Source organism: Paenibacillus glufosinatiresistens (assembly GCF_031470375.1).
In the GTDB taxonomy this organism is placed as follows: domain Bacteria; phylum Bacillota; class Bacilli; order Paenibacillales; family Paenibacillaceae; genus Paenibacillus_AQ; species Paenibacillus_AQ glufosinatiresistens.
The window spans coordinates 278381-291309 of the sequence record NZ_JAVFHT010000002.1; the positions used below are offsets into that span (position 1 = coordinate 278381).

At 59.6% G+C, this 12929-nt stretch carries 11 protein-coding genes; 1 reads left to right on the top strand and 10 read right to left on the bottom strand.

Annotated features, from left to right (window positions below; all coding sequences use genetic code 11):
• Positions 1-49 precede the first annotated feature (49 nt).
• The 9 genes from carB to lspA form a co-directional block, all read right to left on the bottom strand.
• Entirely contained in the window at positions 50-3271 is a 3222-nt protein-coding gene (gene carB, locus RBI05_RS04395; protein ID WP_310550237.1) for a carbamoyl-phosphate synthase large subunit, read from the bottom strand.
• A 3-nt stretch (positions 3272-3274) separates the two neighbouring features.
• Entirely contained in the window at positions 3275-4453 is a 1179-nt protein-coding gene (carA, locus tag RBI05_RS04400; protein ID WP_150456867.1) for a glutamine-hydrolyzing carbamoyl-phosphate synthase small subunit, read from the bottom strand.
• 80 nt (positions 4454-4533) lie between these two features.
• Complete coding sequence (locus RBI05_RS04405) at positions 4534-5856, bottom strand: dihydroorotase (protein ID WP_150456868.1); 1323 nt, start codon at positions 5854-5856, stop codon at positions 4534-4536.
• A 104-nt stretch (positions 5857-5960) separates the two neighbouring features.
• Positions 5961-6869, bottom strand: a complete 909-nt coding sequence (locus RBI05_RS04410) for an aspartate carbamoyltransferase catalytic subunit (protein WP_310550238.1) — start codon at positions 6867-6869, stop codon at positions 5961-5963.
• 1 nt (position 6870) lies between these two features.
• A complete protein-coding gene (pyrR, locus tag RBI05_RS04415; RefSeq protein ID WP_310550239.1) occupies positions 6871-7446 on the bottom strand; it encodes a bifunctional pyr operon transcriptional regulator/uracil phosphoribosyltransferase PyrR in 576 nt (191 codons plus the stop codon).
• Positions 7447-7881: 435 nt separating this feature from the next.
• Positions 7882-8529: a CPBP family intramembrane glutamic endopeptidase gene (locus RBI05_RS04420; protein WP_310550240.1), complete on the bottom strand. Its 648-nt coding sequence runs from the start codon at positions 8527-8529 to the stop codon at positions 7882-7884.
• Between the two features lie 168 nt (positions 8530-8697).
• Positions 8698-9951 (bottom strand): LL-diaminopimelate aminotransferase, encoded by a 1254-nt coding sequence (locus RBI05_RS04425; RefSeq protein WP_310550241.1) that lies wholly within the window; start codon positions 9949-9951, stop codon positions 8698-8700.
• Positions 9952-10069: 118 nt separating this feature from the next.
• Positions 10070-11002 (bottom strand): RluA family pseudouridine synthase, encoded by a 933-nt coding sequence (locus tag RBI05_RS04430; protein WP_310550242.1) that lies wholly within the window; start codon positions 11000-11002, stop codon positions 10070-10072.
• A 1-nt stretch (position 11003) separates the two neighbouring features.
• The gene (gene lspA / locus RBI05_RS04435; RefSeq protein WP_150456874.1) at positions 11004-11498 is read right to left on the bottom strand and encodes a signal peptidase II; all 495 of its coding nucleotides are present in this window, start codon (positions 11496-11498) and stop codon (positions 11004-11006) included.
• A gap of 235 nt (positions 11499-11733) precedes the next feature.
• Between lspA and RBI05_RS04440 the strand changes: the two genes are divergently transcribed.
• A complete protein-coding gene (locus tag RBI05_RS04440) occupies positions 11734-12456 on the top strand; it encodes a TraR/DksA C4-type zinc finger protein (protein WP_310550243.1) in 723 nt (240 codons plus the stop codon).
• A gap of 56 nt (positions 12457-12512) precedes the next feature.
• Here the strand turns inward: RBI05_RS04440 and RBI05_RS04445 are convergent, their stop codons facing one another.
• Positions 12513-12860: a DUF5665 domain-containing protein gene (locus RBI05_RS04445; protein WP_150456876.1), complete on the bottom strand. Its 348-nt coding sequence runs from the start codon at positions 12858-12860 to the stop codon at positions 12513-12515.
• Between the last annotated feature and the right edge of the window lie 69 nt (positions 12861-12929).

Here is a 12929-nt window from a genome sequence, read left to right on the forward strand (position 1 = left end):
TGCGCCCCTGCAAGCGGGCGGTATTCAATTGGCTGCGCTCCGGGCCGGCTCAGGCCTGGCCGGCGAAGGCCGGCATCGACTGGGACGAGAAGTTGATCGTCTCCAGCATGCGCAGCAGCGCGGCGACGGTGTCGAGCGAAGTCATGCAGACCACGCCGTTCTCGACCGCTTCGCGGCGGATGCGGAAGCCGTCGCGCTCCGGCGTCTTGCCCTTCGTCAGCGTATTGAAGACGAAGTTCGCCTGGCCGCCGCGGATCAGGTCCAGAATGTTCGGCTCGCCTTCGCCGAGCTTGTTGACGTTCATAACGTTCAGGCCCGCTTCCTCCAGCGCCGCCAGAGTGCCGCCGGTGGCGATGATTTTGTAGCCGAGCTTGTGGAAGCCCTTCATGAGGTCAACCGCTTCGGCCTTGTCTTTGTCGGCTACGGTGACAATGATGGCCCCGGTCGCCGGAATCTTCATCCCCGCGCCGATCAGTCCCTTGTACAGCGCCTTCGCGTACAGACGGTCGCGTCCCATCACCTCGCCGGTGGACTTCATCTCCGGCCCCAGCGTCGGCTCGACGCGGCGCAGCTTGGCGAAGGAGAACACCGGAACCTTGACGGAGACGTACTCGCTCTCCGGCCACATGCCTTCCTCATAGCCTTCGTCCTTCAGCTTCCCGCCCAGGATCACCTTGGTCGCCAGATGCGCCATCGGAATTCCCGTGACTTTGCTAAGGAACGGAACCGTACGCGAAGAGCGCGGATTGACCTCGATGACGTACACTTCATCCTTGTAAATGACGAACTGGATGTTCACGAGTCCGATCGTTTTCAGTTCTTTCGAGATTTTGATCGTAATGTCGCAGATCTTGCGCTTCAGTCCCTCATCGAGATGCTGCGGCGGATATACGGCAATGGAGTCGCCCGAATGGACGCCCGCACGCTCGACGTGCTCCATAATCCCCGGAATGACTACCGTGTCGCCGTCGCAGATGGCGTCCACTTCCACTTCCTTGCCGAGCATATAGCGGTCGATCAGAACGGGATGCTCCGGATTGATCTTCACCGCTTCCTTCATGTAGGCCAGCAGCTCCGTATCGTTGTAGACAATCTCCATTGCCCGGCCGCCGAGCACGTACGACGGGCGCACGAGCACCGGATAGCCGAGCGACTGGGCCGTGCCAACCGCTTCGTCCACGTTCGTCACCGTGCTGCCTTTCGGCTGCGCGATGTCGAGTCGGGAGAGCAGAGCTTCGAATTTCTTGCGGTTCTCGGCCTCGTCGATGCTGGCAAGGCTCGTTCCGAGAATGTTCACCCCGGCTGCGCTGAGCGGCGCCGCAAGGTTGATGGCTGTCTGGCCGCCGAACTGGACGATAACGCCGATCGGCTGCTCCTGTTCGATTACGTTCATGACATCCTCGAAGAAGAGCGGTTCAAAGTACAGGCGGTCCGAGGTGTTGAAGTCGGTCGAGACCGTCTCCGGGTTGTTGTTGATAATTACCGCTTCGTAACCGGCCTTCTGGATCGCCCAGACGGCATGGACCGTCGAGTAGTCGAACTCGATGCCCTGGCCGATCCGGATCGGGCCGGAACCGAGGACAACCACCTTCTTCTTGTCGGACGGCGTCACTTCATTCTCGGTCTCGTAGGTCGAGTAGTAATACGGTGTGGTCGCTTCAAATTCGGCGGCGCAGGTATCGACCATCTTGTAGACCGGCTTCAGTCCCTGGCGGAGACGCAGCTCCCGGATGTCGTTCTCCTTGGTCATGCCGCTCTGGCCGCCTTCGGCGCGCAGTTCGGCAATCGCACGGTCCGTGAAGCCCAGCCGCTTCGCCTGGTAGAGCGTCTCCTGCGTCAGCTCCGCTTCCTCGCGGATGCGGCTCTCGAAGCCGATGAGGCCTTCGATCTTGTCGAGGAACCACCAGTCGATGCTTGTAATGTCCTGCACCTCTTGCAGACCGTAACCCCGGCGGAAGGCTTCGGCAACCAGGAACAGCCGCTCGTCGTCCGCTTTGGCGAGACGCTCCTTCAGCACTTCGTCGCTCAAGCCGACGGCGTCCTTCAGATACAGGCGGTGCACGCCGATCTCAAGCGACCGGACCGCCTTGTGAATCGACTCTTCGAACGTGCGGCCGATGGCCATCACTTCGCCGGTCGCCTTCATCTGTGTGCCGAGCCTGCGGTTGGCCTGGGTGAACTTGTCGAACGGCCAGCGCGGGATTTTGCTGACGATATAGTCGAGCGTCGGCTCGAAGCAGGCGTACGTCTGCCCCGTAACCGGGTTCACAATCTCGTCGAGCGTATAGCCGAGCGCAATCTTGGCGGCCATCTTGGCGATCGGATAGCCCGTTGCCTTGGAGGCCAGCGCCGACGAGCGGCTGACGCGCGGGTTCACTTCGATGACGTAGTATTGATAGCTCTGCGGATCAAGCGCGAACTGCACGTTGCAGCCGCCCTCGATGTTGAGCGCGCGGATAATCTTCAGGGAGGCGGAGCGCAGCATCTGATACTCGCGGTCCGACAGTGTCTGGCTTGGCGCTACGACGATGCTGTCGCCGGTATGTACGCCGACCGGATCGAAGTTCTCCATGTTGCAGACCACGATGCAGTTATCGTTCGCATCGCGCATGACTTCGTACTCGACTTCCTTCATGCCGGCGATGCTCTTCTCGACGAGACACTGGCCGATCGGACTGTAGCGGATGCCCGCCTTGACCGTCTCCAGCAGTTCTTCTTCGGAGTGGCAGATGCCGCCGCCGGTGCCGCCGAGCGTGTAGGCCGGGCGAACAATGACCGGATAGCCGATCTCTCCGGCAAAAGAGAGCGCCTCATCCACCGTCGTGATGATCGTGCTGTCCGGCACCGGCTGCTCCAGCTCGCGCATGAGCTCGCGGAACAGGTCGCGGTCTTCGGCCTTCTCGATGGAATGCAGCTGGGTGCCGAGCAGCTTCACGTTCTCCTGCTCCAGCACGCCCGCGCGCGCCAGCTCGACGGCCATGTTGAGACCGGTCTGGCCGCCCAGGGTCGGGAGCAGTCCGTCCGGACGCTCCTGGCGGATAATCCCGGTCACGAAGTCGAGCGTGATCGGTTCAATATAGACTTTGTCGGCCATGTTCGTGTCGGTCATGATGGTCGCCGGGTTGCTGTTGATCAGCACGACCTCGACGCCTTCTTCCTTCAGCGCCTGGCAGGCCTGGGTTCCGGCATAGTCGAATTCGGCGGCCTGGCCGATGACGATCGGACCGGAGCCGATGACAAGGATTTTCTTGAGCTTCTCGTTCTTAGGCATTCTCTAGTATGCTCCTTTCACGGCTTCGAGCTGCTGCTTCGGTGCAGGCGCCGCAATGCGCGCATTGGCGGCAAGCTGGGCCTGGCGGGAGACCGCCGGGGTATTGCGCTTGTGTTCGGCAATCATATCCAGGAACCGGTCGAACAGATAACTGCTGTCATGCGGACCCGGAGCCGCTTCCGGATGGTACTGCACCGAGAAGGCGGGGTAGCGGCTATGCTTAAGACCTTCGATGGTCTTATCGTTGTTGTTGATATGGGTGACTTCCAGCTCAGTTCCCCGGACGGATTCCTCTGTCACGGTGTAGCCGTGGTTCTGGGAAGTGATGTAGCAGCGTCCGCTCTCCAGTTCCTTCACCGGATGGTTGCCGCCGCGGTGGCCGAATTTCAGCTTCTCCGTGTTGGCGCCGCACGCCAGCGCGAACAGCTGGTGGCCGAGGCAGATGCCGAAGATCGGATATTCGCCCAGCAGATCGGCGATGGTCTGCACCGCATACGGCACGTCCTTCGGGTCCCCGGGGCCGTTCGAGAGCTGAATGCCGTCCGGATTGATCCGGCGGATCTCTTCGGCGGTTACATTGTGGGGAACGACGATGACGTCGCAGCCGCGCTTGTTCAGCTCGCGCAGAATGCCCGTCTTGGCGCCGTAGTCGATCAGGACGATCTTCTCCTTCGTGCCAGGACTGCTGTATGCGCTCTGGGTTGACGTCCGGGCCACCTGGTTGCGCAGCTCTTCGATCGTAGTATCTTCCATCATCTCCATCAGCTCTTCCACACGCTTGTTGGAGGTGGTGAGGATGGCCTTCATCGTGCCGTAGTGGCGGATGATTCGGGTCAGCATCCGGGTGTCGATGTCGCTGATGCCCGGAATTCCGTATTCCTTCAGCAGATCGTCGACGCTGTACTCGGCCCGCCAGTTGCTGGGCACCGTCTCATGCCGGCGGACGACGAAGCCGTGCACGAACGGCCGCACGGATTCAAAATCATCGCGGGTAATGCCGTAGTTGCCGATCAGCGGATACGTCATCGTAACGATCTGTCCGCAGTACGAAGGGTCCGACAATACCTCCTGGTAGCCTGTAATTCCTGTATTGAATACGACTTCCCCCGTCTTCTCGCCCTCCGCGCCGAACGCGGTGCCGGTGAACAGCGTTCCATCCTGCAGCAGCAATCTCGCCTGCATTCTCCCCACTCCTTCTAAGTTAACGTTAGTCTGCTTATTGATTCATGCCCTCCGGAGTGCGCTCGGATCTGCGGCCGCTTTTAGTCGGCGGACAGCCCGGCTTCGTCCTTCTTGCTCTCCATATCGCCTGCGCTCCATACCTGTCTGCCGTCCACCCAGGTTGCAACCGGCCAGCCCTTGAGCTTCCAGCCGGCGAACGGAGTGTTTCTGCCCTTGGTGGCAAAATCGTCCGGATTCACTTCGCGCTCCGTATCCAGGTCGATCAGGGTCAGGTCGGCGGGCGCCCCCGCCTTCAGCACCCCGGCGTTCAGTCCGAACACCCGGGCCGGGTCCTCCGTCATCCGCTTGACGAGCAGCGGCAGCTCCCATTGGCCTGTGGCCACGAAGGCCGTATAGAGCAGCGGAAACGCCGTCTCGAAGCCGACGATGCCGAACGGCGAGAGCAGCATGCCCTTCGCCTTCTCTTCGGCGCTGTGCGGCGCGTGATCGGTGACGATCATGTCGATTGTCCCGTCGAGCAAAGCCTCGATGCAGGCTTCGACGTCGCGGCGGGAGCGGAGCGGCGGGTTCATTTTCCAGTTCGTATCGGGTCCCGGAATGTCCTCTTCGCTCAGCAGCAGATGGTGCGGGCAGACCTCGGCGGTCACCTTGACGCCAATCTGCTTGCCCAGCCGAATCAGCCGGATCGACTGCTCGGTGCTGACATGGCATACGTGATAGTGAACCCCGGTCGCCTCCGCGAGCAGAATGTCGCGGCCGACGTGGATCGCTTCCGATTCGTTCGGGATGCCCTTGAGGCCGTACTTCTCGGCAAAAGCTCCCTCGGCCACCGGCGCGCCTTCAACCAGCGTGTTGTCTTCGCAGTGCGCGATGACCGGCATATTCAGCGCCGCAGCCCGCTTCATCGCGTCTTTCATCATCTGCGCGCTCTGTACGCCGACGCCGTCGTCCGTGAATCCGATCGCTCCTGCTTCCTTGAGGGCGGCAAAATCGGTCAATTCCTCTCCGAGCTCGTTCTTCGTGATGGCGGCGTACGGCAGCACCTTCACCAGGCCGGCTTCCCGCGCCTTGCCAAGCACCAGGGAGACCACTTCGGGGCTGTCGGTAACCGGCTTCGTATTCGGCATGCAGGCGATGGTCGTAAATCCGCCCTTGGCCGCCGAGCGGCTTCCCGTCTCGATCGTCTCCTTGTGCTCAAAGCCCGGCTCCCGCAGATGCACATGCATGTCGATCAGTCCGGGGATCAGCAGCTTGCCTTCCGCCTCGATCACTTCCTGTCCGGCGGCCTTCAGGCTGCCGGCCTCTGCGATACCGGCGATGATCCCGTTCTTGATCTCCACATCCATCCGTTCGGGTTGCCCTTCGCTGTTCAGTACGCTCGCGTTAGTAATGATCACGGCCAGCTCTCCTTTGGTATTATATAATAAAAATTCACCTTTGTGTATAAATATTAATCATTTCTGTGCAGCTGCCGTTCCGCTGCGGCCGGTGCCATGCCGCTTACGCCTTACAGCAGCGCCCGTTCCAGCACCGCCATCCGTACCGGCACCCCGTTCTCCATCTGGGGGAAAATCAGCGATTTCGCGCTCTCGACCACCGCGTCGTCGATCTCGACGTTCCGGTTCACCGGTGCCGGATGCATAATCACGGTCCGGCTGCCGAGCCGGGCCGCCCGCTCTTCCGTCAGCCCGAACTGCCGCCGGTATTCCTCGGCGGATTTCAGCATGCCGCTGGCATGCCGCTCCAGCTGAACGCGCAGCATCATGACGACGTCCGCCTTCAGCGCTTCGTCTATGCCGACATACCGGGCTTCGCCGTCCAGCTCGGGCGCCCGCATGTTGTCCGGCGCGCAGAAGCGAACGGTCGCGCCCATCTTGGTCAGCCCCCACAGATTCGAGCGGGCCACCCGGCTGTGCATAATGTCGCCGATGATGGATACCTGCAAGCCCTTGATCTCGCCGAAGTTCTTCTGCATGGTGTACATGTCGAGCAGCGCCTGGGTCGGATGCTCATTGTTGCCGTCGCCCGCATTGATGAGCGGCACCCGCACCTTCTCGGCCAGCTGCTGCAGCACACCCGCAGGCTTCAGACGGACTACGCCGGCGTCGATGCCCATCGATTCCAGCGTCCGGACGGTGTCGTAGATCGACTCGCCTTTCTCTACGCTTGAGGCCGCCGCAGCAAAGTTCAGCACCTGTGCGCCGAGCCGCTTCTCCGCCATCTCGAAGGAGAAACGGGTGCGCGTGCTGTTCTCGAAGAACATGTTCGAGACAAAGCGGGATTGCAGCACCGGAATGAGCTTGTACTCCTGCTTGTCCCAGTAAGACGCCCGCTGCAGAATGCTCTCGATCTCGGTCCGGCTCAGATTCTTCAGACCGAGCAGGCTGCGTTCCTGTACCCGAATGGCCGTCGCCATGTTATTTCGCCTCCCAGTTGGAAAGGATATAAACTTCGTCTTTATCGTCCACTTCGCTCATGCCGACGGCGATCTGCTCATGCCGGGAAGTCGGCACGTTCTTGCCGACATAATCCGCCCGAATCGGCAGCTCGCGGTGTCCCCGGTCGGCCAGTACGGCGAGCTGGATCATCCTTGGCCGTCCGCAGTCCATCAAGGCGTCCATCGCGGCCCGGATCGTCCGCCCGGTATACAGCACATCGTCGCAGAGAATAACCGTCTTGTCTCCGATGCCACCGTCCGGAAGCGCCGCTCCCGGCGTGCCTTTCGCCTGCTCGCCGCCGCTCAGCGCGTTCCCCGTCTTGGCCCGGTCGTCCCGGTACGGCGTCACATCCAGTTCGCCGCAGGCGACGCTGACACCCTCGATCTCGCGGATGCGCTCCGCAATCCGCCGGGCCAGGTAGACGCCGCGGGTGCGAATGCCGACCAGCACACAGTTCTCGATGCCTCGGTTCTTCTCCAGAATTTCGTGGGCGATGCGCGAGAGCGCCCGGCGGATCGCCGTCTCGTCCATAATGATATTCTTCTCTGTAATCAATTGCTTGTCGCCTCCAGCCGGTTATATACGCCCTGTATCCAGTTGCCCGAACATCAAAAAACTCCTTGCCGTAATCGGCAAGGAGTGATGTTTATCACAGGATGGAGAGTGCGCGTGCGTAAAGAGACCCCGCATGGTCATGCGGATTCCTCCTCCTACATCGCGAACCTCGATTCACGTTACCTTGCCAGCCTCACGGGACTGAATTAAAGGTGCTATTCATTTATCACTAGAATTATGACAGAACGGGCGGGCCTTGTCAACTTAAAGCCGGGTTACGGATTACTCTTCGCTTTCTCCGCCCTGTAGACCCAACAGATAAAGAGAAAGACAAAAACCTGCACAGCACCCCCTATTCCCATGACAAGCTCTCGATAAACTAAATAATTCACTCCCGTCATGAAGACAGATATCGCAGTCATCCACATAGCAAATTTAAGTGTCTTGAGCGTTCTTTCCATGCTCCCGGTTACCTCCGTTACCTTGGGAATAGAATACCGCCGCCCCGTTGAAGGCCATATGCAGCGGAATCGTCAGCAGGACCGCTTCCGTTGCATAGGCAATCCTGCCGAAGAAGAGGCCCCCGCTGAAGGCAAACGCCATAAAGACTATACTCTGCCGGTTCAACCGGTAGTACTGCAAGTGCGATACGGCGAACAGGAAGGCAGTAAGCAGAATCGCACCGTTCAGTTCGCCGATGCCGGGGATGCGGACGGTCTTCGCCAGAAACGCCGCTTCCGCAAGCAGCGGAAGTATCAGGCCGCGAAAGGCGATCTCCTCGAAGACCGGATAGACAACCGCAAAATTGAACCTATTGAGCGCACCGACCAGGCGATAGCCCGAATAGCAGGCGATCAGCAGGTTAACGGCCAGCACCGCCGAGAACAAACCGATGACGGAGCCGGTATCCTCCGGCAGCCGGAATACATAATTGCCCCGAACGGCAAATGTCAGCAGCAGCAGACCGGCCGCCCAGACATAGATGGTTGCAGGGCTCCGTTTTCCCAGAAACGGCGCCAGTCCCCGGTCCAGGAGAACGTACAGAAATGCGATTGCCACGGCCCCGATCAGCTTCAGCGCCATTTCTTCAACCTCCTCCTGTCCCCGTCCATGATCTATGTATCGTATTCTCTCAACAGACTCGGGCCTTCCTCTATGAGAGCGGTCACAACCGCTTGCCGGATTGCAAAATAAAAAACGGGCCCAGTCGCTGAGCCCGCTTCTTCTTACCCGTTCTGTTCAATTATGACCTTAGAATTCAAATTCCACGTCGCTCAGGCGGCGCTTGATTTCGCCGATGACCCGCTTCTCTTCTTCGATGCCTTTGGCGGCAAATGTAACGGAGAAACGCACATAGGCGCCCGCGTCATCCCACGGCACGGAAGAGATCAGCTTCTCGCGGATCAGATACTGCGAGAAATCTTCGCCGGACTCGAATCGGCGTCCTCCCTTGACGCCCTTCGGCGCAGCCACATAGAGGAAGAACGAGCCTTTCGGCTTCTCGGCGGAGAAACCGAGGCCGTTCAGCATCTCAACCAGCATATCATGCCGGCGGGAGTATTTGGCCGCAATCGCTTCGGTAATCTCCGGATGGGCAAGGCCGTAGGCGGCCGCCTTCTGGATGGCGATGAACTGGCCCGAATCGTTGTTGTCCTTGACATCCCCAAACGCCTTCACGATCAGCGGATTGCCGGCGACGAAGCCGATTCTCCAGCCGGTCATATTGTAGGATTTCGACAGGGAATGCAGTTCCACCCCGACATCCTTCGCGCCCGGCACGGAGAGGAAGCTCAGCGGCTTCACGCCGTCATAGGTCAAGGCCGCATACGGGGCATCGTGAACGACGACGACGTTGTACTTCTTCGCCCATTCCACCACTTCGGCGAAGAACTCCGGCGTGGCGCTTGCTCCCGTCGGGTTGTTCGGATAGTTCAGATAGAGCAGCTTCGCCTTGCGGGCGATCTCTTCCGGGATGGACTTCAGATCCGGCAGGAAGGCGTTCTCCTTCTTCAGCTCAACCGGATACACCTCGCCGCCCAGGTATTTCGTATGCGTGCCCAGTACGGGATAGCCCGGAATGGTCATAATGGTAATGTCGCCCGGGTTGATAAAAGCGGACGGCAGCATCGCCAGTGCCGGCTTGGAGCCGATGGAATGCAGCACTTCCGTGTCCGGATCGATACCGTCCACGCCAAATACGTCCTTCAGATACTGTGCGGCAGCCGCCTTGAACTCGGCGATGCCGTTGTCGGCATATCCGCGGTTCTCCTCCTTGGCCGCTTCTTCGGCCAGCTTGGCGACGATACCGGCATCGGCCATCTCGTCCGGCTCGCCGACGCCGAGGTCGATCAGCTCGATGTCCGGGAAGTCCTTCTTCGCGGACGCCTTGGCGCGTTTGATTTTCTCGAACTTGTAGATGTTCGTGTCTTTGCCATAGTTGGACCCGCCGATCCGGTCGGCGAAATTATTCTGGATATACGTGTTCTGATAGTGTTCGATGCTCACTGCTCGGTCACTCCTGACATATGGAATTCTGTTCTAACTATGCCTGAAGCGGCTTCTGTCTTCCATGGACAAATCCGCTCTTCATTTGCACTTGTGCGTCTTCCCCCGTGTCTTCCCCTTAACGGGTCCGCAGCCGGTGCAGCAGGTCTTCCATATCTTCCGGGAGCGGCGCGGTGAATTCCAGATACTCTCCGCTCGATGGGTGGATGAAGCCCAGTACGGCCGCATGCAGCGCCTGCCCGCCCTCCATGAATACGCCCTTGCTCCGGCCATAGACCGGGTCTCCGACCAGCGGGTGGCCGATGAACTTCATATGGACCCGAATCTGGTGAGTCCGGCCTGTCTCCAGCTTCAGCTCCAGCAGCGTCGAATCCCCGAAGCGCTCCACAACTTGGAAGTGGGTGACGGCTGTCTTGCTGTTCCGTTCAGTGACCGTATACAGCTTGCGGTCATGGGGATCGCGGCCGATCGGCGCGTCTACGGTGCCCTCGTCGTGAGCCATGTTGCCGTGAACGACGGCGAAATAGCGCCGCGTCACGCTGTGTTCCTTGAGCTGCCCGGCCAGGGAAGCATGGCTGGCATCGTTCTTCGCCGCCATCAGAAGTCCAGAGGTGTCCTTGTCGATCCGGTGGACAATTCCCGGGCGGATCTCGCCGTTGATGCCCGAGAGGTCCTTGCAGTGATACATCAAGGCGTTCACAAGCGTTCCCGAAGGGTGCCCCGCAGCCGGATGCACGACCATTCCTCTCGGTTTGTTGACGACGATCACGTCGGAATCCTCATAGACCACATCCAGGGGAATATCCTCCGGCGTCAATTCGGCGGCTTCCGGTTCCGGTACCCGGACGGCGATCTCGTCGCCTGCGGACAGCTTGTAATTGGCCTTGATCTGTCTGCCGTTCACCGTGATATGGCCGCCTTCGATCCAGAGCTGCACCTGGGAGCGCGAAATGTCCGCTTCCCAGGCTTCCGTGATGTATTTATCGATCCGTACCTTGGCATCTTCGGCCTGAACCGTCCAAGTGATCGCTGCTTTATCCGGTGAATCCAAGTTATTCATTCTCCTCCTTGAGTTCCTTGATCTCCTTCACTTCGTCTCCGCCTCCAAGGTCAAGCAGGGCATCGAGAATAATCAGCGCCACCCCGACTACAATGCAGGAATCGGCAAAATTAAAGATCGGGAACGTATAGCTGCCGAAATTGAATTGCAAAAAATCGACGACTTCGCCGGTCATCGCCCGGTCGAGAAAGTTGCCGATCGCTCCGCCCAGCACGAGCGCCAGCGCGGTCGGAAGCAGCTTCCGCGTCTTCCGGGTCTTGTTGAGGTACCAGACGATGCCGATTGCCACTACAACGGTCACGGCGATGAGGAACCAGCGCTGGTTCTGCAGGATGCTGAAGGCCGCTCCCGTGTTCCGGTGCGATGTGATCAGGAAGAAATTCCCGAGAACCGGAATCTGTTCATTGAGCTCCAGCCGGTGCGCAATCAAATATTTGCTCCCTTGATCCAGCAAAAAGACGATTAGGGCAATCACATAATAGACCACTACAATTGTCACTCCGTTCTGATGTCGGCTCTGCCGTTCTTTCGCGCATTCCCGTCTATTGTAGCATAGGGCTAAAGAGCCCGTCCATGAGAAGCGAAGCTTGGCGACAGATGGCGGCGGCTGGCAGCCATCCGATATTTTGGCTGAATTCCGCCTGTCTAGCGCTTCCGTCCCCCGGGCAACCTAACGCTTAGGAAATGCCAAGCCGCGATTGTCTCGAAAGGAGCAACTAGCCATGAATCATCTTACGGCCGCCCAGCTTGCCGGCCTTCGGCAGCAGCTGGAGCAACGGCAGTCCGATATCCGCCGGCGCCTTCAGGAGAACGATCATTACGGCCTCGCAGAGTCGATGCGCGACAATACCGGAGAACTGTCCGAAATCGACAACCATCCGGCCGATGCGGCGACCGATCTGTTCCAGCGGGAGATGGACATCTCGCTGCTTGAACGGGAAGAGCTTGAGCTGGCGGATGTCGATGCCGCACTTGAAGCGATGAACGACGGCACCTACGGCATCTGCCAGGCAACCGGCGAACCGATCGCGTACGAGCGTCTCCGCGCCATCCCCTGGACCCGCTACAGCAAGGATAGCAGCCCTAAGCAGGAGAAGCCGCATACCCGCCCCGTCGAGGAAGATTTCCTGATGCCGCCCTTCGGCCGCAGCAGTCTGGATGAGCATGAGTATTCGGGCTTTGACGGCGAAGACGCCTGGCAGATTGTCGAGAGCTACGGCTCCTCAACCACGCCGGCCATGGCGGAGGGCAACAATATCGACTCCTATAATGAAGTCGAAATCGAAGCCGACGAGAACGAAGGCTGGGTGGAGGCCTGGGAGAATTTTGTCGCCACCGATATTACGGGCACCGAGGTGTTCGTTGTGGAAGGCGATCCTTACCGCCGTTATCTGGACAGCGGAGAAGGGGATTATTTGCTGGACCCGAACGGTCCGCGTCCTTAGGCGCACATCCAAAGCCGGGGCTGTCCTGCGGAATATGCAGACAGCCCCGGCCGGCGTTAATACGTTTTGAGTTCAAGCTGATGCTGGACAATCCGGACAATGTCGGCAATGTAATCGCCGATGATCGGCAGATTGAGCGCTCCCAGCAGCTGAAGCAGATAGATAATCGTCGCCGCAAAGAACGTAAATCCAAGCGCGATTCCGACGCCTCGGGATACTCCGGCGAGCAGATTCCGCCAGATGAGCGACCAGGGCGACTGCAGCAGATCGGTGTACTCGGAGAGACGGGACTTCTCCATCCGCCGGCCCCAATCCGCCGCCATCCGGTAGACGGTGTTCAGCTTCTCCTCATTAGATAATTCCGGGGATAATTCCGGGGGTTCCCGCGTGCTGTCTTTCGGCACCTGTCTTCCTCCTCCTCCGATCGCCGGGCTGCAACGCGAGAGAAGGCGAACCCGCACAGTCTGGCTGGC

What these genes read in the sequence shown, in the direction of transcription:
- carB (WP_310550237.1), bottom strand. Translation starts at nt 3,271, where the DNA reads ATGCCTAAGAACGAGAAGCTCAAGAAAATCCTTGTCATCGGCTCCGGT.
- carA (WP_150456867.1), bottom strand. Translation starts at nt 4,453, where the DNA reads ATGCAGGCGAGATTGCTGCTGCAGGATGGAACGCTGTTCACCGGCACC.
- RBI05_RS04410 (WP_310550238.1), bottom strand. Translation starts at nt 6,869, where the DNA reads ATGGCGACGGCCATTCGGGTACAGGAACGCAGCCTGCTCGGTCTGAAG.
- RBI05_RS04420 (WP_310550240.1), bottom strand. Translation starts at nt 8,529, where the DNA reads ATGGCGCTGAAGCTGATCGGGGCCGTGGCAATCGCATTTCTGTACGTT.
- RBI05_RS04440 (WP_310550243.1), top strand. Translation starts at nt 11,734, where the DNA reads ATGAATCATCTTACGGCCGCCCAGCTTGCCGGCCTTCGGCAGCAGCTG.